Origin of the sequence: Streptomyces sp. NPDC088252 (assembly GCF_044740965.1) — a bacterium.
GTDB lineage: Bacteria > Actinomycetota > Actinomycetes > Streptomycetales > Streptomycetaceae > Streptomyces.
Map to the genome: position 1 here is coordinate 309,726 of NZ_JBIURS010000009.1, position 18,555 is coordinate 328,280.

Below are 18,555 nucleotides of genomic sequence, written 5' to 3' on the forward strand. Positions count from 1 at the left end.
CGCGTTCTTTCAGACCGATTTCAGCTGCTGTGGGCTCGCCCTGAGGGGTACGTCCCAGGTCTGACTTGCCGGTCGATCTGCTCCTGAAGAAGGATGGGATCACAGCGCATCCGATGATGCGATGGTAGGCCGATCGCGTGCGGTGCCGCTCGGCAGCAGCACCCGTACATCCCGCAGGCCGAAAGGTGTTCGATGAGTGGCAGTCCGGCACGTCGCCCGGAACCCCCGGGCCTTCGTACCGGCGGCCGTCGGTACTCCGGGGTGCGTGTGACATCGGTCGCGCTCACACTGCGCTGGGCGGCCTCGCGTCGGCACTTCGTGGAAGAGGAGGTGGCGGGGCTGCGGCCGGTGGTGAGGCCCGGAGCCGTCTGTCTCGACATCGGGGCCGAGTACGGCCTCTACACCTGGAGCCTCTCCGCGCTGGCCGGACCGGCGGGGAAGGTGCACTGCGTCGAACCGCTGCATGGCCCCGCGCAATGGTTGAGAGCCGCGGCAGCCGCCCTGGGCTGCGACAACGTCACCGTGCACCGCATGGCCCTCGGCGAGCGGGCGCACGAAGGCACGATGAGCCTGCCCAGGCGTCGGCTGCTGCCCGTCCACGGGCGCGCCTATCTCACCGAGGGTGCCTCGGGGCCCGGCCCCAACGCGGAGTTCGCCACCTCCCGCCCGGTGACCACACCCGTGCGGACGGTGGACGGGCTGTGTCACCGCATGGGGCTGGACCGGGTCGACTTCATCAAGGCCGATGTCGAAGGGGCGGAGGCGGCCGTGCTGTCGGGCGCCCGACGCACACTGCTGCGCCACCGGCCGGCCCTCCTGCTGGAGATCGAGGACCGTCACCTGCAGAAGTACGCCATGACGCCGGACGAGCTCGTCGGCCGGCTGGGCGCTCTCGGCTACGACATGTACCGCTGGTGGAACCGGGGTTGGACGCGCGTGACCGACGTGACCGAAGACTGCCGCAACTACCTCTTCACGGCCCGCTCGACCGCATCCAGCTGAAGGATCCGACACATTCATGGGTTCCACCCTTGTCATCACCAACGACTTCCCGCCGCGTCAGGGGGGCATAGAGACGTTCGTCCACGCCATGGCCACCCGAATACCCGACGACGACGTGGTGGTCTACACCTCGCGCGAACCGGGCGATGCCGCATACGACGCGGCTCTCCCGTTTCCCGTCGTACGCGACTCCAGCGGCATGCTGCTGCCGACCCGACGGGTCACCCGCAGGGCCGTCGAGATCGCCGAGGCGCATGGGTGCGACCGGGTCTGGTTCGGGGCCGCCGCGCCGCTGGCCCTGATGGCGCCGGCCCTGCGCCGCAGCGGCATCCGCCGCATGGTCGCGACCACCCACGGTCATGAGATCTGGTGGGCCAGGACACCTGGTGCGCGGCGGATGATGCGCCGTATCGGGGAGGGCGTGGACGTCGTCACGTACCTCGGTCAGTACACGCGCGCCCGGATCGAGCCCGCTCTCGGCCCGCGTGCCCGGATGAGCCGCCTGGTGCCGGGGGTGGACGCGCAGGTGTACCGGCCCGACGCCGATGCCGGACTCGACCTGCGGACCGAACTCGGCCTGAACGGCGAGCGCGTGATCCTGTGCGTGGCCCGGCTGGTCCCGCGCAAGGGCCAGGACATGCTGATCCGCGCCCTGCCGCTGATCCGGCGGGAGGTGCCCGACGCGGTGCTGGTGGTGGTCGGCCGGGGGCCGGACGAGGCCCGGCTGCGCAAAATGGCGGGACGCCTGGACGGGAGTGCGGTCCGTTTCGTGGGCGGGAAGTCGCACACCGAGACACCGGCCTACTACGCGGCGGCGGACGTCTTCGCGATGCCGTGCCGTACCCGGAAGGGCGGTCTGGAGGCGGAGGGGCTGGGCATCGTGTTCCTGGAGGCGGCGGCGAGCGGTGTGCCGGTGGTCGTCGGCGATTCGGGCGGGGCCCCGGACACGGTGCTCGACGGCCGCACCGGACGCGTTGTGGACGGCACCGACGTCGCGGCCGTCGCCGGCGCGCTGACCCGGATACTGCTCGACGGGGAGCTGGCGGCCGAGATGGGCGCCGCGGGCCGCGAGTGGGCCCGGGAGTCCTGGTCCTGGGACGCGTCGGCCCGCCATCTGACGAAGCTGCTGAATCCCGAGAGCGTCCTGGCGGTCGCACCGCGGGAATCGTGACAAGGACGGCCGCTGTGTCGGCTCGGCATGGTGTCATGTGCACCGCGCGCACGGTCAGAGGTGCCGCTTCGGGCGCCGCGTGAGCGCGAGAAGCGTCGCGTGCAGCAGCCAGGCCGCGGTGGCCCCCGGGGCCGCCGCGGTGATCGCCAGACGGATGTGGTCGTAGCCGGGGAGCGGTCGGCAGGGACCTTCGGCCGGGAGGCAGCTCGTCAGCGCCTCCACTCCGGTGGTCCAGGCCAGCAGGGTGAGCACCCCCGCGCTGTACGCGGCGATCAGCCCTCGGGGGAGGGGCAGGGGCGCGCAACCTTTCCCGGCCCACAGGGCGGCGGCCGCCTGCGCGATGCCCATCAGCGTGATCAGGGACCAGACGGAGAACGGGATGCCCAGCACCGGCAGCAGCACTCCGAGGAACGCGGCCCCCAGCCCCGTGGGAACACCGAACCGTGCGAGGGCACCCGCCGCCGGCCGTGGCGGCCCGAACTCCGTGAAGGTGTGCCGCATGCCATTGCGCCAGGCGACGCGCTGCCCGACGAGGGGTACGAGCGCGGCGGTCAGCGTGAGTGTCGTCAGGAGGAACGTCGTGCTGTTCACGGCGAGGTAGCCGACACTTCCGACGAAGACCAGCACCGGCGGGTGCGACGGGGCGATGAAGGATGCCGCGTACAGCGTCATGGTCGGCAGGGTCATCAGGAAGTCGAAGGCGGAGGCAAGCCCGGCGATGCAGACCGCGAGCACCGTGCACAACACCAGCCCCGGACGGTCGTTGCGGAACACGACCGGTGTCCACGACCGGGCCACCAGCGTCAGCCATCGCGTCAGCGCCCAGCCGCACAGGCACAGCAACGCCGCGAACGGGAACGCCATCGCGATCCCCTTGCCGTTCAGCGAGGCCAGGCTGAACGCCCCGGACGGCGAGAGCAGGCACGATGCACACAGGCCGAGGCCGAGAGCGATGCCCGCCCGTCCCGCCCGCACCGGAGCGCCACGGTCCGGTGGCCGTGCCGCCGCCCGCCACAGCACCGCTCCCGCAGCCCCGATCAGCAGCGTGGTCGCCAGCGCGTCCGCCACCACATCGATGGCGGAACCGGCCAGAGTACCCCCACCGATCGGCCCCAAGGTCAGGAAGCCGTGGAGAGACGCAACCGCCGCGCCCACCGCGAACATGTCCCAGAACCCGACGGCGGTCAGAACCCGGTCGTCGTCCAGTGCCCTGACACGCAGAGGGAGCGGCGGATGGACACGGAGCAGGGGGAACCGCCCGCCGGAGGGAGGTGCGAACGGCTGTCCGTATCCCGCGAACAGCCGCCGCAGCGAATCCGCGGACCCTTCCCACGAGCGCACACGCGCGTCCGCGTACAACTCGCGGCTGCGCAGCACCGAGCTCTTGAGGAGGGTGACCAGTGTGGCCAGGAGAACAGCCTCCGCGGTGAAGGCGAGGTCGGCCGCCGTCGCGGCGGGCATCTCGACCACGATCAAGGGACTGGCCAGTGCGCCGAGGAGCGACGCGATCAGCAGCGGCGGCCCGACCGTGCGCCACACGATCAGGGTGAGGAAGGCGATGTCCAGATCGTGGTTGCGGATGTGGGCGAGTTCGTGGAGAACCACCGTGCGAAACGCCCGGCGGTCCAGGGAGTACAAGGTGAGCAGTCCGCCGCTGAGTACCACACGGCGCTGCCGCACATGCCCGAACGCCAGTGCGGCGATACGGGGATTGAGGGGTTCCGCGAGGAACGCGACCCTGGACCGCACACCCGTTTCGCGCACCAGACCCTGCACATAGTCTGATACCTGCGGCATGCCGGTCAGGGGGCGGTAGCCGCGCCGCCAGGTGCGCCAGGCCGGCAGCGAGGCATAGACGCCGAGGACGACCAGCACGAGACAGCCCGAGGTGACCACGGGCACCGTCCAGCTCGTCCCGGCACGCGGATCGGAGCAGTCGAACTCGAATACCGGCGGGATGCCCACGCCGGATTCCCCGGCCCGTCGGCGGGCCGCTTCCTCCGTCGCACGGACCGCGCAGTCGTAGTAGTCCGCCACGTCGGACAGATCCACCGTGGTGAAGATCATGGACGAGAGGCCGTTTCCCAGGACGGCCGCCGCAGTGGCCACCGCCACGATGAGCAGCACGAAACGCACCGTGGTCCCGGAGGGCAGGCCCGAGAGGTCCGTGCGTCCGCGTCGTGGGCGTTCCGCCGTGGGCGCGGTCACTGCCCGGCTTCCGGTGTGCCCTCCTCGGACTCACCCGGCGGTGCGGCATCCGGGGCCACGGTGGCCAGCTCCGCGACGATTCCGTCCGCGATCGTCCAGGCCTGTGCCTCGGGGACCCGTAAGCGTGCCGCGGTCCGCATGGCGATCTGACGCACCTGCGCCAATTGCTCGCTCGACAGTCGCTCCGGTATCGCGACGGTGGCCGTGACCTCGGGACGCCGTCGTCGCAGCCGCGGGAACGCACGTCGCCGCACGGTGTCGACGGCGCGCTCGGTGGACTGCTGAGCCAGGTGTTCCAGGACCTGGACCGCCGCGGCGAGAGCCGCGGTGCTGAGCAGCGCGGCGACCGCCTCCACGCCGAGCCCCAACGGCTCGTCACGCCCACCGAAGGGCAGGCGTCTGTGCGGAGCGGCGCGGTGGAAGGCCTCCGCCGTCATCGCGAACTGCCCCAATTCCTGTGGCGCCGCCGCTTCCACCGCACGACGGGCCAGCCGCGTCGCGACGGCGCTGTCCGCTCCCTGCCCCTGCCCCCGCATGCGGAATCCCCCGATCGACGAACCCGCGGTGGTCGTACCCGCGAGGGCGCTGCCGCCACTTGCCAGGCTAAGGGGCGATCGGCGCACGCCCGAAGACCTTTTCCGGTCTGTGACCGTGCGGCCGGGCGCTGGGGCCGGACTGCGCCGCTCTCCCGCCGTCCGGTGAACTCGGCTTCCGGCCGGGTGAGTTCGGGCAAGCCCAGCGTGTACCGGGCTCATGGGAGAGCGCGGGGGCGACGCCCGCGCCCACAGCTCCGGCGTCCCGGTACGCGGTGCCGACCGGAGCGGGGGCGAGGAGTGGTGCCGAGCGGAACACGGGGCACGCGAGCCGGCGTGATCCGGACGAGAGGCCCTGGAGGTCAGGAACGAGGTGCGCGGGACTGATCGTCGCGGGCCGTGTTCCTCTCCTTGATGCGCGCCGCTTCCTTCCGGACCTCGGCCTGGGTGGCGCGTTCCTGCTGCAGCCAGTCGGGGCTTTCCTTCTTCAGTGCTTCGATCTGCTCCGTGGTGAGGGCGTCCGTGACTCCGCCACGGGCGAGCCCCGAGATGGAGACACCCAGCTTCGCCGCGACCACCGGCCGGGGGTGCGGGCCGTTGCGTCGCAGCTCCTGCAGCCACTCGGGCGGGTCGGACTGCAGTGCGTTCAGCTCGGTGCGTGAGACGACACCCTCCTGGAACTCGGCGGGGGTGGCCTCTAGGTACACACCCAGCTTCTTCGCCGCGGTCGCGGGCTTCATTGTCTGGGTGGTCTTGTGCGACGTCATGATGTCAAGGGTATCGAGCATGTGCGCCACCTCTGACCAGGGCCGGTAACCTGGCGGGGTGACAAGCTCGGAAGAAACCCCGTCGTTCCGGCTCGCGTACGTACCGGGGGTGACCCCCACCAAGTGGGTGCGGATCTGGAACGAGCGGCTGCCCGACGTTCCGCTGACCCTCGTCGGGGTGTCGGCCGCCGAGGCGTCCGACGTGTTGCGGGACCGCGGCGCCGACGCCGGACTGGTGAGGCTGCCCATCGACCGGACGGGCCTCAGCGCGATTCCGCTCTACGCCGAGACCACGGTCGTCGTGATCCCGAAGGACCATGTCATCGCGGCGGTCGACGAGATCTCCGCCGGGGATCTCGCCGACGACATCGTGCTGCATCCGCTCGACGACACCCTCGAATGGGAGCACCGGCCGGGACGCCCCGCGATCGAGCGTCCCGCCACGACGGCGGACGCCATCGCGCTGGTGGCGGCGGGCGTGGGCGTCCTCGTCGTCCCGCAGTCGCTCGCCCGGCTGCACCACCGCAAGGACCTCACGTACCGACCGGTCTCGGACGCCCCCGAGTCACGTGTCGCGCTGTCGTGGCCGGAGGACGAGACCACCGACCTGGTGGAGGACTTCATCGGGATCGTCCGCGGGCGGACCGTGAACAGCTCACGGGGGCGTCCGAAGGCCCCCGTGCAGCCGGAGAGCAAGCGCTCCGGGACGGGCGGCGCCGGACGCAAGCCCACGGCCGCCAAGAAGGCGGCGGCGAAGAACGCGCGGAGCGGTTCCGGAGGCCGCACCGCGCGGAGCGGTTCCGGCGGGCCCAAGGGTGGCAAGCGCGGAAAGCCGCGCCGCCGGTCGTAACCCGACCCCGTATCACCCGCGGTGCCGATCGGCTCCGGTACGGGAAGAGCGCGCCGCCCTCCTCGTACGCGCGCGCCACCCTCCTCGTACGCGCGCCACCCTCCTCGTTCGGGGGAGGATGATGTCCGTTTCCGGCCGGCGTCGCGGACTCGGCGCGACAGGGGCACGACGGGGGTCGGTACCCGCCGCGCCGCGGTCATAGCCGCTCGATCCGGGCGATCGGGCCCCGGGGCTCAACCTCTGCGTCGCACCTTCGGTGCGGGAACGAGGCGGACGGCACCGTTGAGCAGGTGGTCGATCAGGTCGCGCGAGGGCTTGTCCGTGAGATCGGTGAGCAGTCGGGCCAGGGTGTTGAGCAGAAACGGCGACCCCATGACGTAGCGGTTGAGGACCGGCTGGAATCCCGAACGGCTGAAGACGAGGTCGGCGGCGGTGTTGCCGAGACGGTAGTGGCGCCCCCAACGGCGGTTCATCTCGACCGGATAGCGGTGCAGCACCCTTTCCCGTCCGGGCCCCCGGGGGAGAGCGAGGGCGAGCGTGGCGGTCTCGGCCGCGACCTCACCCGCCTCCATGGCCTGGGCGATCCCCTCGCCGTTCCAGGGGCTGATCATGCCTCCGGAGTCTCCGACGAGGAGGAGCCCGCGGGTGTAGAGGGGATGGCGGTTGAAGCCCAGCGGAAGAGCCGCGCTGCGGACGGGGCCCTCCGCGTTCTCCTCGCGCAGCCCCCACGCGTGCGGGGTGCGGGCCAGCCATTCGTCCAACGTGGCGCGCAGATCCGCTGTTCCGTGCCGCCGATGAGGCAGCGCACCCAGACCGACGTTGACGCGGCCGTCGCCCATGGGGAAGATCCAGCCGTATCCGGGCAGGTAGTGATCGCCGCCCGGGAAGCGGAGGTCGGCCCACAGTTCCAGATACTCCTCCCGCGAACGCTCCGGGCTGTGGTAGTAGCGGCGGGCAGCCGTCGCGATCTGCCTGCTCGTGTCCCGCTGCAGCCCCATCGCGAGTGCGAGCCGGGCGGAGGCGCCGTCGGCGGCGATGACGATCGGTGCGTGGAAGGCCAACGGCTCCTTCGTGCCGGTCGTGGCGGTGACACCGGTGATGCGGCCGGCACGGTCGGTCACGGGCTCGGTCACCTTGACGCCGCTGCGCAGCCGGGCTCCGGCGGCGACGGCGTGCCGGGCCAGGATGTCGTCGAAGTCGTGCCGGCTCCGGGAGAGCCCGAAATCCGGGTAGCGCCCGAGCGCGGGCCAGTCGATGTGCACATGGTGGTCCCCGGCCACCCATCGCATACCGCGTGAACGCGTCCACCCGGGGGCCTTGATGTCGACGCCCATTCTGATGAGCTGGTGTACCGCTCGTGGCGTCAGGCCGTCCCCGCACACCTTCTCCCGGGGGAAGTGGGACTTCTCCAGCAGCAGGACGTCGACGCCCGCCCTGGCGAGATGGAAGGCCGCGGCCGAGCCCGCCGGACCCGCTCCCACCACGATCACCTGAGCTTCCTCGTCAGGGCCGTGGACGGTCCGATCGTCCGACCCGGACCGGTCTGGCGTCGTTTCCCTCATGGGGAACCCCTTCCTGTTCCTGGGACAGCCGGCGCCGTACCGAGGACGGCAGCCCTGTGCATCATCATCGATCAAGCACAGCCGGTACGGAACCCGCTCCGGATGTCCGGCACTCGCCTGACACCACGTCAATCATCAGGCGGACAAACAACTCCGACAGTGGAAGCGCCGGGCGCACGCCGGTCACGTCCCGGCCGGTCGCGGGCGGCGGGTGGCGCATGAGCCCGACGCGCACGGCCTCCGAGCACCCGCTGGATCCACTTCGGCGCGATCGTCATCCTGATCGCCCTCGGGATCGTCGGCGTGGCCCAGTACACGAGCGTCAAATCCACGAGTCCCACAAGAAGGCCGATCGACTCGGCGATCAGCTGGTGCGGGCCGGATGTCCGGGGCCGGACACCGGCACCGTCCAACGACTGCTGGGCACGGACAGGGGCATCGTGTGCGAGTCCCCGGACGACGCCCTCAGGACCGCGCTGTGGAGGATCCAGCTGTCCAACGGCTCCGGCGGGCCCGGACAACGACCCGTCATCGCCGACACCAAGGCGGTGTGTCTACGGAAAGCCGATGGTGCCCTCGGACAGGGCGGCTCCATCCCGCTGTGCAATGTCCTCAGCGGCGCCTTCCCCCGCGCCGAGATCATCCTGATGGGCGTGGAGGAGCCGCAGTGCCTCATCGACGCCTTCGACGAGAGCGTCGACCCCACGGAGATCCAGCACATGGCCCATGTCGAAGCCCTCTTCCTCCGCCGGTACGCCGCGGCGCCGCGAGGCCGAGGAGTCGGAGAGCCGAGGGACCGAGAGGTCGAGGGGCTGAGAGGCCGAGGTGCTCAGGACTACAGGTAGCGCAGGAGCACCACGAGGTCCGGCGGGTCCGCCTCGACCGCCTGGACGAGTGCCGTCCCGTCACCCACCGCGGCGAGGACCTCGTGCCCCTCCTCGGCGAGCAGGCGTACCAGTCCCTCCCTGAGCAGGGTCGAGTCCTCGGCGAGCATTACGCGCACAGCAGCTCCGCGATGATGGTGGTGGGGCCACCGGAAGGGCTGTCGATGTGGGGTCGGCCGTCGAGCGCGTCCACCCGGCCGCGCAGCCCGGTGAGCCTGCTGCCCGTGGGATCCGCGCCACCGGTGCCATTGTCCCGGACACACAGGGAAACCCCTCTCGCGTCACCTTTGACGCTGACGGAGATGTGGGTGGCACCGGAGTGCTTCGCCGCGTTGGTCACGGCCTCCGACACGATGAAGTAGGCGGCCGTCTCCACGGGCCGCGACAACCGCACCGGCAGATCGAACTCGACCCGCAGGGGGATGCCGCAACGTTGGGCCACGCCGCCGAGTGCCTCCTCCAGTTCCAGGTCGTCGAGCGCCGACGGATTGACGCGCCAGGCCACTTCCCGCAGCTCGGTGAGGACCTCCTGGGACTCCTGGTGCGCCTGCCGGAGCAGCAGATCGACCTGCTCGGGCGTTCGGTTGCGGCGGGCCCGGCCCAGACGCATGGCCAGCGCGACGAGCCGCTGCTGCACGCCGTTGTGCAGGTCCCGCTCGATGCGTCTGCGCTCCACGTCCACCGCCCGGAGCACCCCGGCACGGCCGGCGGCCATTTCCGCGATGCGCCGCTTCAGCAACTCCCGCTCGGACGGGCCGAAGTGCTCGCGTGCCGACCGTGCGTCGAGGGCGCCCAGCGAGTGGATTCCCTGGAGGTCGAGGAAGAGGAGGACACCGCCGAGCACCCCTTGGGTCAGCAGCTCCTGCCGGCTCGTGGTGGCACGGGCCACCCCGACCATCAGGAGCCCGGCCAGGACCACCCCGACGCCCAGCAGCGCCACCACGAAACCGAACAGCGTCCCCGCGTAGGCGCGGACGGCCAGACAGCGAAGGGGGGTGCCTCCCGCATCGTGCCCCGGGCCGGGCGATGGTTCCGGAAGGCGGTCGGTCGCGCTGAAAGACGGCGGGGCCGGAGAAGAAGCCGATCAGGTCCTGTCGGACGGACGGTGGCGTCCACCCGAGCCGGAGCACGGCGGGGAACACAAGGAGAGGAGGACCGGGTCACGGTCCGCCTCGAAAAACTCACCGAGCCCCATCCGGTCCCGCATGTGTTCTCGCATCCGAAGCCGGAGAGCTACGACTCCCTGCACAAGCAGTTCCATGCGCAGAACCCGTGGTTCACATACACGCGGCTCAACGGTGAGACGCACTCCCCGGGCGTCGAGCTGCCGCGGGAAGTCGCCGCGGACATCCTGGGCTTCCTCAAAACGAAGTGAGGCAAGCTCCACAGTCAGTCAGCCCTGGTAACGTCCGCGACGTGATCGAAGCGAACGATATTCTCGCCCAACTGGACGAATGCGCCAACGAGTTCAAGCTCCCGCATCCCGACAACGGTTACTTCTACGCAGTGGACGTGCGGATGCACCTCTACCGTGACCCGGGACGCTGGGCCCTGATCATCGAGACCGTCGGATACAACCCGCGCATGGGCAACCTCGTCAATGTGGTGGGCACCTAAGGGAATTGCCTGATCAGTGGTGAACCGGGTTGGGAGAACGAGGGCTTCCACTATCGCGTCGAGAACATGGAGGAGATCGACGATCAGGAGACCTACGCAGGTGGTGCTCCCATGGTTGTCAGAGGTCGGACGCCGGCCGTGGAGGCGGAGCCCGGCGAGCCGCTCGAAGTCGTGTTCCGCAGGCTGGTGCCGGAGTACCGGGATCTGATCCTTGCCGACGAAGCCGAAGTGCAGTCAAGGATTCCCGGGGACCTGCCGAAGGTTCTGCAACTGGAGGAATGGCACCAGCCGGAGGATATCGAGACACCTCCCAGCACGAGTGAGACCTACCAGCAGATCGCGGAAGTTCTAGCGTCTGGTGACGTCGGACGCTACCGACCGAGCCTTTCACCCAATACTCACTGGTCCAACTGGCCGGACTCCGGAACTCTGTGACCGGTCGCCGTGGGTTCGGCGGAATTGCGCCCGCAACGCGGCACGGCGGGCGTCGAGCGAGGGGGATCGCGTCCGACGGGGGCGAGGTGTACGCCCTTACTGCCGCAGAGCCGGAGGGAGTGGACGGGCGGAAATCGAACAGGCTGGCTACCCGCACAGCACCGACCCGCCGGGAACGTCCCGCTTTGCGGGCCGTTCCCGAAAACCAGAGCGAACTCCGCGTAAACACCGCCGCCGGGATTGACGAAACAGATAGACACCTCACGTGCCTGAGCCTCCGGCGGGCAATGGCGGGAGATGCCAATCGGAGGCGCAGGGCCAGGTACACGGCGACGGCCGCCAGGACCACGACCAGAACGGCTTCGGAGAGGACCCCGACATACGTCTCCACCGGTCCCACCGGTCGCCGAGCCAGTATCCGGCCATCACCAGCACCGAGTTCCACAGCAGACTGCCCAGTGCGGTCAGGGCCATGAAGAGCGGCAGCGGCATGCGCTCCACACCGGCCGGCACGGAGATGAGACTCCGGAAGATCGGCACCATGCGGCCGAGGAGGACGGCCTTGGTGCCGTGCTTGGCGAACCACTGCTCCGTGCGCTCCAGATCGGAGGTCTTGACCAGCGGCAGCTTCGCCCAGATCGCATGCACCCGGTCACGGCCGAAGAGCATTCCGATCCAGTACAGAGCCACCGCCCCCGCCACTGAACCGAGTGCGGTCCACGAGAGCGCGTAGGCCAGGCTGATGACGCCCCGCCCCGCCGCGAACCCGGTCAGTGGGCGAATGACCTCGCTGGGCAGCGGCGGGAAGAGATTCTCCAGGGCGATGGCGAGGCCGGCGCCCGGACCTCCCATGGTGTCGACGAGGTCGGCTGCCCAGCCCGCGACACCGCCTGCGGGTTCCTGGGGGAGGCCCAGGGTGACGAAATCCACGAACTGGCTCCTGGCCGGTGGCGGAGAGACGCGAGAAGTCCGTCGCGCCTCACCGGCAACGCTAGAAAGCGCCGACCGGAGCCGGTACGAGGATTTCCTTCGAACCGGATGATGTTCTCCGCACCCGCCACCCTGCGGTTTCCCGTAATGACCCGGCGCCCCAGGCCTTCATGGCCTGCCCCGCGGCCGGACACCGCACCACGCGCCGGTGTTGTGCTCCCTCGCGTCCGTGTCCCCGTCCGCACCGCGCGCCCGTGCCCGGTGAGGCGCCTGCCCCCTGGCGGCCGGGAGGGGAGGTGCGGCCCGGTGTGCGTGGTCACGGAGGGCGCGCTCAGTACGGCAGCGGCCGGCCGGACGGAGTGCGCAGATCGAGGGGCGGAGGCCGCGAAGGCAGCTGGGGACGTCGGACGATCTTGATGCGGCCCACTGCACCACCTCCTGACGGATAATCGTCATATGCCCGGCAGGTCGCCCCTTCATGCGGATCCCCCCGTCCGACCGGCCGCTTGTGGGCGGGTGTGACGAAGCGGGACGGCGGTCGGAGCGGACACGACGGCACGGACCGTCCGGCGCTCCGCGACCCGCGGGCATCGCACCGGACCCGGGGCGGGGCCGGCGACCGGACGGCGCGGCGGCGCGGGAGTCCGCGCCGAGGCGCGGGAAGGCGCCATCTTCCCGCCGCACCGGGACAGCGCGCACACGTGCTCGCTATCCTCCCGGCTATGCGTCCTTCGCCGGATGTCCGTACCGCAGAGGCGTGGAGAGACTTCGGGACCCGGTTGCGTCAGTGGCGCAGGCGCGCCGGGCTCACCCAGGCCCAGGTGGGCACCCGCGTCGGGTACGACCACACCGCCATCAGCAAGCTGGAGCACGGCACCCGCAAGACCCCCCTGCCGCTCGCCCGCAGGCTGGACGACCTGCTGACGGCCGGCGGCGACCTCGTCGACGCCTGCGAGGCGGCGGAGGCCCAAGGGCCGGTCGGCACGGGCGAAATGGGCGAGGACGTACGTCCCGCGCCGGCCACCGCACCTCCCGCGCCGACCATCGCGCGCACAGGACCGCTGCCCGGTGAGCCCCCTGGGGGCGCTCTGCTCTCGACGCTGCCACCGGACACCGTCCTGCCCACGAGCCTGCCCACCTACGGTCTGATGTGCCCGGTGCACGGCCGCGACGGCTGCGCCGTTCCCGCACGCGCCGATGTCATCGCGCTGCACTCGGCCTTCTGCGCCCTGGGCCCGGCTACCGTCTCGTGCCCGCCGCTGGACATCGATACCGTCCACGCCCTGACGGCACTGCTCGCCGTCTGCCTGCGGGCCGACGAGGAGCGTGCCTGGCACGGAGCGACCGCGGTGGTCGAGCGCACCCTGCATGCGATGCTCCGCTGGATGGCCCTGCCCGCGGCACCGTACCAGCTTCAACTCGCCCCGCTGGCGGCCGAGTACGCGCAGTCGTCCGGGTGCCTGAGGCTGCTCTGGGGTCGTAACGCCACAGCGATGGCCTGGCTCGACCGGTCGCTGGTCTGGGCCGGCATGGCCGGTCATGTCGGCACGGAGGTGGCGGCGCTCAGCGACATGAGCACACTGGCGCGGCTGGAGGGCGACGGACCCTCCGCCCTCTCCTACGGCGGCGCGATCCGGCAGGCGGCCGCCGGCCGGTACTGGGCGGGCGCCATGAGCGATCTCTACCAGGCGCGCGGACACGCGGTACGGGGCGACGCACCCCGGACCCTGGGGCACATCGACCGTGCCTGGTCGCAGATGGACCGGGTCGGCGAGCGGGACGAGACGGAGGCACCCTGGCTGTCCGTCGCCTCCGTGCGCCTGCGGGTGGAATCAGGCGCCGCCGGGGCGCTGCGGGACCTCGCCGCGGCGACCGGGGACCGCCGACTGGCGCTGCGCGCGGTCGCCGCGGCCCGTACCGCCCTGGGTCTGCTCCCGCCGGGGATGCACTCGGCACGGATGCTGTTCCTGGTGCGGATGGCCGACGCCCACGTCTGTGCGCGGGACCCGCAGGCGGCGATCGACATCGCAGGACCTGTGCTGGACGCCACCGAGGTGACCGCGTCGACCCTCCTCGGCCAGGAACTGCGCGGTCTGCACGTCAGGTTGACGGCCGCACACGGCGGCCGGCCGGAGTTCGACGAGTTCACCCGTAGGCTCGCGGCCGTCGTGCGTTGACACACCGGAGGCGGGGCGTGTGCGTACACGCCCCGCCCGGACCGCCCCTGATGCCTGATCAGCCGACGTTCAGCGTCACGTCGTCCACGACGAAGCTGGTCTGCAGATAGGCGTCCTCATTGCTGGTGAACGTGAGGCCGACCGTCTGGCCGGCCAGATCGCCGACGTCGAAGGTCTTCTGGAAGTAGGAGCCCGTGGCGTCCGTGTTGGAGTACGTCGCGAGCGTCCTGGTGCCCAGCTTGACGGTGATCGTGTCGTACGCGGTCGGGTCGCCCGCCGACTCGTCGGTGTCGGTGCGCAGGTGGAACGACAGCTTGTACGCCGAGCAGCCCGCCGGAACGGTCAGCGACTGCGCGAGGGTGTCGGAGTGCGTGGATCCCCAGCCGCCGAGCCAGGCCGTGTACGCGCCGCTGTGCGCCGGCTTCTCCGACGTCCGGTTGTTGATCACGCCGTCCGTCTGGGTCCACGGCGCGACGCCCTCCTCGAAACCGCCGTTGGCGACGATCTGTCGGGGCCGGCAGGTGCCGCCGCCACCGACGACGAGCGAGTACGTGGTGGCGTGGGTGGCCGTGCCGGTTCCGGTCACCGTGAGGGTGTACGTACCCGGCGCGGTCCCGTTCCCGGCGGAGACGGTCATGGTCGACGACGCACCCGACTGCACGGAGGCCGGGGCGAACGAGACCGTGACACCGCTCGGCGCCCCGGAGGCGGACAGGTTCACGGTCTGCGCGGAGCCGCTGGTGGTCGCCGTCGACACGCTCGCGGCGACCGAGCCGCCCGGCTGGACGTTTCCGGACACCGGCTTCACCGTCACGGAGAAGTCATCGGCCGGGGCGGTGGCACCGACGGAGGTCTTCCACACCGTGTAGGCGACACCGTCGGCGCTGCGGTCGAGCGCGGTCGCGTTGATGTTGGCCGTGGTGTCGCAGGACTGGTGGTAGCAGGAGTCGTAGGACCTGCCTGCCGTACCGCCCCACTTGGCGGCCTGCGTCGACGACTTGGTGTCGCCGGCACCGGTGGCGTAACCCGACGTGGGGATGCCGCCCTGCTGGAAGGAGTAGTCGTCGGACCGGCCCTGGCCCTCGACGTTCTCCTCCGGCGCGAGGTTCAGCGAGTCCCAGTACTCCTTCATCGGGGCCGAGGCCGCCGAGTTGAGGTTGTTGATGAAGTACCCGGCGTTGGTCGAGGCGATCATGTCGAAGTTGTAGTACGCCTTGATGGTGCCGCGCTGGGCGGCGGTGAGCTGACCGACGTAGTACTGGGAACCCTGGAGGCCCTGCTCCTCGCCGTTCCACCAGGCGAAGCGGACGTGCTTGGTCATCGTGGGGTTCCGCTGGGCCAGGGCGAGCGCGTTCTCCAGCAGGGTGGCGGAGCCCGAACCGTTGTCGTTGATGCCGGGGCCGGCCGCGACACCGTCCAGATGGGCGCCGAACATGACGGTCTGGTCGGACGGGCCGCCCGGCCAGTCGGCGATCAGGTTGTTGCCGCGGTAGGTGCAACTGGTGCAGGTCTGCTCGCTGACCGTGTAACCGGCTGCCTGCAGCTTGCCCTTGACGTAGGCGACCGAGGCCGTGTAACCGGCGCTGCCCGCCCGGCGGTTGCCGCCGTTCTGGGCGGCGATGGTGTTCAGCTGCGTCAGGTGGGCCTGCACATTGGCGACGCTGATGTCGGGTGCGCCGCCGCCCGGGGTGCCGCCGTTGTCCACCGTCAGGGTGTACTGCGCGGTGTGGCTCTGCGTGCCGTCACCCTTCGCCGTGAAGGTGTACGCGCCGGGAGCGACGCCCGACGAGGCGGACACGGTCATCGTCGAGGACGCCCCGGACTGCACCGACGACGGGCTGAACGACGCGGTGACACCGCTGGGCAGACCGCTCGCCGTCAGGTTCACCGTCTGCGCGTTCCCGGAGCTGACCGCGGTCCGGACCGCGGCCGTCACCGAGCCGCCCGGCTTCACCGAGCCGGACGCCGGGTCCAGGGACATCGTGAAGTCGTTGGTGCCGCCGGACGTGCACGTCGGGTCGCCGCTCTGGGCGGTGACGCCGATGGCGTCCCACGCGGCCTTGGTCCGGTCGAAGAGCACACAACTGGAGTCGAGGTTCTTGGCTGCGGTGAGTGTGGCCGTGCGGTAGCGCTTGTAGGTCATCCCGCTCGTCTTGAGCAGCATTCCGCCGTAGAAGACCTTGCCGGCGCTCCGGATGCCGACGCCGGTGACCGAGGAGTTGTTGCACGTCGGGCTGGACGGCTTGCCGCCGCCCGGGTTCGAACCCTCGGCCAGCAGATAGAACCAGTGGTTCAGCGGACCGGCCGCCGCGTGCTCCTCGGTGTCGGGTATGGAGGCGCTGTAGCAGTTCGGGTCGCCGGTCTGTCCCGGGTCGTACATGATCCGGATCGGCCCGTTGCCGACCAGGTTGATCTTCTCGCCGACGGTGTAGTCGGGGTCGTCGTACGGGGCCGGCTCATTGGTGTACGCCTCGGTGAGGGCGCCCATGATGTCGCCGGTGGCCTCGCCGAGCCCGGACTCGTTGTTCGCGCCGCCCGGCGTGTACTGGTCGATGCCGTGGCCGAACTCGTGGCCCACCACGTCCATCGCGCCGATCCACTGGTTGGCGTTGTTGTGGCCGATCGAGACAGTGGAGCCGTCCCAGTAGGCGTTGACGTCGTTGAGTCCGACCTTGACGGGCCAGCTGCGGCCGTTGCCGTCGTGTCCGTTGCGGCCCAGCCAGTCCTTGAGCATGTTCCACTCGTGCTGCGCCGCCCACATGACGTCGACGCAGCCGGTCTCCTTGCTGGAGGCGTTGCCGGTGCCCCAGGAGTCGCTCGACTTGCTGAACACGCTGCCGGTGCTGTAGTCGGCGCAGCTCAGACCGGGCCGGTTCGGGTCACGCAGCGAGTAGCTGCTGCCCGAGGCAGTGGTGTCGATGGCCAACGGGGAGGGGCCGTTCCACTGGCTGTTGCCGGTACCCGCCTTGACGTCGTCGTAGCTGTCGAACACCTTGCCGGTGCCCGCGTCGACGAAGACGTGCAGATGGCTGGGCGCCTTGGCAGTGCGGCCGGTGAGTACCGTCTCCCAGGCCAGCCTGGAGGTCCTGCCCATGGCGCGGACCACCAAGCGGTGCGAGTCGACCCGCTTGACCGTGACGAGCTTCTTGCGCGAGGTGGTTTCGGCCGCCTTGGCGGAAACGGTCGGTGTGGTCGGCACGTTGATCCGCCGGGACACGGCCGACCGGGTGCCGCGCACCCGCCCCTTGGAGTCCGCCACCACCACGGCGTCCCCGCCGACGACCGGCAAACCGCGGTAGGTGCGCTGATACGCGATGGAGTACATGCCCTTGACCCAAGGGGTCACCATCTGCCGCTCGTAGCGCTCGTCGGGCCCCTTGGCCAGGGCATCCAGGCCGCCGGCCGCCGCCCGGTCGGCCGCCGACACCGCGGCCGAGAGTGCGGTCGGGGCCGGTGGAGAGGGTTCGGCGGATGCCGACTGGCCGCTGGTGGCGACGAGCATTCCGGCGAGGACGGCCAGGGTCGTCCCGGCCGTCATCGGTCTGCGTTTCATCGAGGCTCCTTGAGTCGGGGGGTCTCGATCACGGGCGGTGGCATACGGCGGCACCCCTGTTTCGGCCGTCGAAGACCGGCCCCGTCGTCCGCGTCGCCGTCGTCCGTGATCGAGCGACCGAACACTCACATGCCGTCATGGCTGCGTCAACGAACTGCGAACGGTGCGGAGGGACTTGGCAAGTTTGGTCAAGCGACGGTGGTGGGATCGCACAACTGCCGTGGAGGGCGGGACGGTTACGGCCTGGTGCACGATGGCGCCGGGAACCCGCTCGCCATCGTGCACCAGGCCGTTATTCCAGACCGGAGATCGTGAAAACCGTACGCGCGGTCCGGCGGTCGATACGGTCGGCCAGCTGCCGCAGCGCCGTCACCCCGCAGCGTAGTGTCCCACGCTTCACGCAGCCGCGTGCGTCCTCGTCCAGCCGGTGCCACAGCGCCGGATTGTCCAGCAGCACCTGGGGGTCGAGCTCGACTCGGCGGCCGTCCGCGTCACGGAGCACCAGGCGCTGGGAGACGCCGTCGGACCAGCGCACCGACACCAGCCGGTCGGTGCGCACGATGTGTTCGCGCATCAGGCCCCGGCGGGAGACCCACCCCGCACCCGCACGGATCCGCGGCGGCACCAGCACCACGAACAGCAGGGCGGCCAAGCTCGTCCACAACAGTGCGCGCGGCCAGGTGAAGCGACCGGCCGCGGCGTCGACGACCAGCAGCAGCCCGAGAAGCGTCATGGCGCAGTGAGCCGCGAATCGCAGGTCCCCGGCCCAGCCGTGGTCGTGCGCGGTCGTGTCGCCGGAAGACTGTGCCCGACCGGTGCGACGGCCGGGTACGGCCCGGATGTTACGTCGATCCATGGCTGCGACG

Annotated in this window: 13 protein-coding genes and 3 pseudogenes; 7 read left to right on the top strand and 9 right to left on the bottom strand. The window is 70.6% G+C overall.

Features of this window, described 5'->3' with window-relative positions; translation table 11 throughout:
- Nucleotides 1-267: 267 nt before the first annotated feature.
- Together ACIOHC_RS21015 and ACIOHC_RS21020 are read left to right on the top strand one after the other, a co-directional pair.
- Nucleotides 268-1,002: an FkbM family methyltransferase gene (locus ACIOHC_RS21015; RefSeq protein ID WP_365692364.1), complete on the top strand. Its 735-nt coding sequence runs from the start codon at nt 268-270 to the stop codon at nt 1,000-1,002.
- Between the two features lie 16 nt (nt 1,003-1,018).
- A complete protein-coding gene (locus tag ACIOHC_RS21020; protein WP_389637476.1) occupies nt 1,019-2,173 on the top strand; it encodes a glycosyltransferase family 4 protein in 1,155 nt (384 codons plus the stop codon).
- 54 nt (nt 2,174-2,227) lie between these two features.
- On the opposite strand, the gene ACIOHC_RS21025 is transcribed toward ACIOHC_RS21020, so the two are convergent.
- The 3 genes from ACIOHC_RS21025 to ACIOHC_RS21035 form a co-directional block, all read right to left on the bottom strand.
- Nucleotides 2,228-4,381 carry a M48 family metalloprotease gene (locus ACIOHC_RS21025; protein ID WP_365692361.1) on the bottom strand — a complete coding sequence of 718 codons (2,154 nt, stop codon included), beginning with the start codon at nt 4,379-4,381 and terminating at the stop codon, nt 2,228-2,230.
- Nucleotides 4,378-4,917: a hypothetical protein gene (locus ACIOHC_RS21030; RefSeq protein ID WP_401843453.1), complete on the bottom strand. Its 540-nt coding sequence runs from the start codon at nt 4,915-4,917 to the stop codon at nt 4,378-4,380. The genes ACIOHC_RS21025 and ACIOHC_RS21030 overlap by 4 nt, the downstream gene beginning before the upstream one ends.
- A gap of 359 nt (nt 4,918-5,276) precedes the next feature.
- Nucleotides 5,277-5,681, bottom strand: coding sequence for a DUF5997 family protein (locus tag ACIOHC_RS21035; RefSeq protein WP_351080731.1), 405 nt, complete (start codon nt 5,679-5,681; stop codon nt 5,277-5,279).
- Nucleotides 5,682-5,739: 58 nt separating this feature from the next.
- Between ACIOHC_RS21035 and ACIOHC_RS21040 the strand changes: the two genes are divergently transcribed.
- Nucleotides 5,740-6,531, top strand: coding sequence for a LysR substrate-binding domain-containing protein (locus tag ACIOHC_RS21040; protein ID WP_389637479.1), 792 nt, complete (start codon nt 5,740-5,742; stop codon nt 6,529-6,531).
- A 233-nt stretch (nt 6,532-6,764) separates the two neighbouring features.
- On the opposite strand, the gene ACIOHC_RS21045 is transcribed toward ACIOHC_RS21040, so the two are convergent.
- Nucleotides 6,765-8,093 (bottom strand): geranylgeranyl reductase family protein, encoded by a 1,329-nt coding sequence (locus tag ACIOHC_RS21045; protein WP_389637481.1) that lies wholly within the window; start codon nt 8,091-8,093, stop codon nt 6,765-6,767.
- Between the two features lie 371 nt (nt 8,094-8,464).
- On the opposite strand from ACIOHC_RS21045, the gene ACIOHC_RS21050 reads away from it, so the two are divergent.
- Nucleotides 8,465-8,938 (top strand): hypothetical protein, encoded by a 474-nt coding sequence (locus ACIOHC_RS21050; RefSeq protein WP_389637483.1) that lies wholly within the window; start codon nt 8,465-8,467, stop codon nt 8,936-8,938.
- 5 nt (nt 8,939-8,943) lie between these two features.
- Here ACIOHC_RS21050 and ACIOHC_RS21055 read toward each other — a convergent pair.
- Nucleotides 8,944-9,087 (bottom strand): annotated as a pseudogene (locus ACIOHC_RS21055) (DNA-binding response regulator); the annotation flags it as partial.
- Nucleotides 9,087-9,917 (bottom strand): sensor histidine kinase, encoded by an 831-nt coding sequence (locus ACIOHC_RS21060; RefSeq protein WP_389637485.1) that lies wholly within the window; start codon nt 9,915-9,917, stop codon nt 9,087-9,089. The gene ACIOHC_RS21060 and the pseudogene ACIOHC_RS21055, both read right to left, overlap by 1 nt.
- Nucleotides 9,918-10,082: 165 nt before the next feature.
- Between ACIOHC_RS21060 and ACIOHC_RS21065 the strand changes: the two genes are divergently transcribed.
- Nucleotides 10,083-10,352: a hypothetical protein gene (locus ACIOHC_RS21065; protein WP_365692354.1), complete on the top strand. Its 270-nt coding sequence runs from the start codon at nt 10,083-10,085 to the stop codon at nt 10,350-10,352.
- A gap of 41 nt (nt 10,353-10,393) precedes the next feature.
- A pseudogene (locus ACIOHC_RS21070) lies at nt 10,394-11,029 on the top strand (DUF7003 family protein).
- A 277-nt stretch (nt 11,030-11,306) separates the two neighbouring features.
- On the opposite strand, the pseudogene ACIOHC_RS21075 reads toward ACIOHC_RS21070, so the two are convergent.
- Nucleotides 11,307-11,959 (bottom strand): annotated as a pseudogene (locus ACIOHC_RS21075) (DedA family protein); the annotation flags it as partial.
- 722 nt (nt 11,960-12,681) lie between these two features.
- On the opposite strand from ACIOHC_RS21075, the gene ACIOHC_RS21080 reads away from it, so the two are divergent.
- Nucleotides 12,682-14,136: a helix-turn-helix domain-containing protein gene (locus ACIOHC_RS21080; protein ID WP_401843458.1), complete on the top strand. Its 1,455-nt coding sequence runs from the start codon at nt 12,682-12,684 to the stop codon at nt 14,134-14,136.
- Between the two features lie 58 nt (nt 14,137-14,194).
- Here ACIOHC_RS21080 and ACIOHC_RS21085 read toward each other — a convergent pair whose 3' ends face one another.
- Nucleotides 14,195-17,674 carry a M28 family peptidase gene (locus ACIOHC_RS21085; protein WP_401843491.1) on the bottom strand — a complete coding sequence of 1,160 codons (3,480 nt, stop codon included), beginning with the start codon at nt 17,672-17,674 and terminating at the stop codon, nt 14,195-14,197.
- A gap of 307 nt (nt 17,675-17,981) precedes the next feature.
- Nucleotides 17,982-18,545 (bottom strand): hypothetical protein, encoded by a 564-nt coding sequence (locus ACIOHC_RS21090; RefSeq protein ID WP_351082367.1) that lies wholly within the window; start codon nt 18,543-18,545, stop codon nt 17,982-17,984.
- Nucleotides 18,546-18,555: the final 10 nt, after the last annotated feature.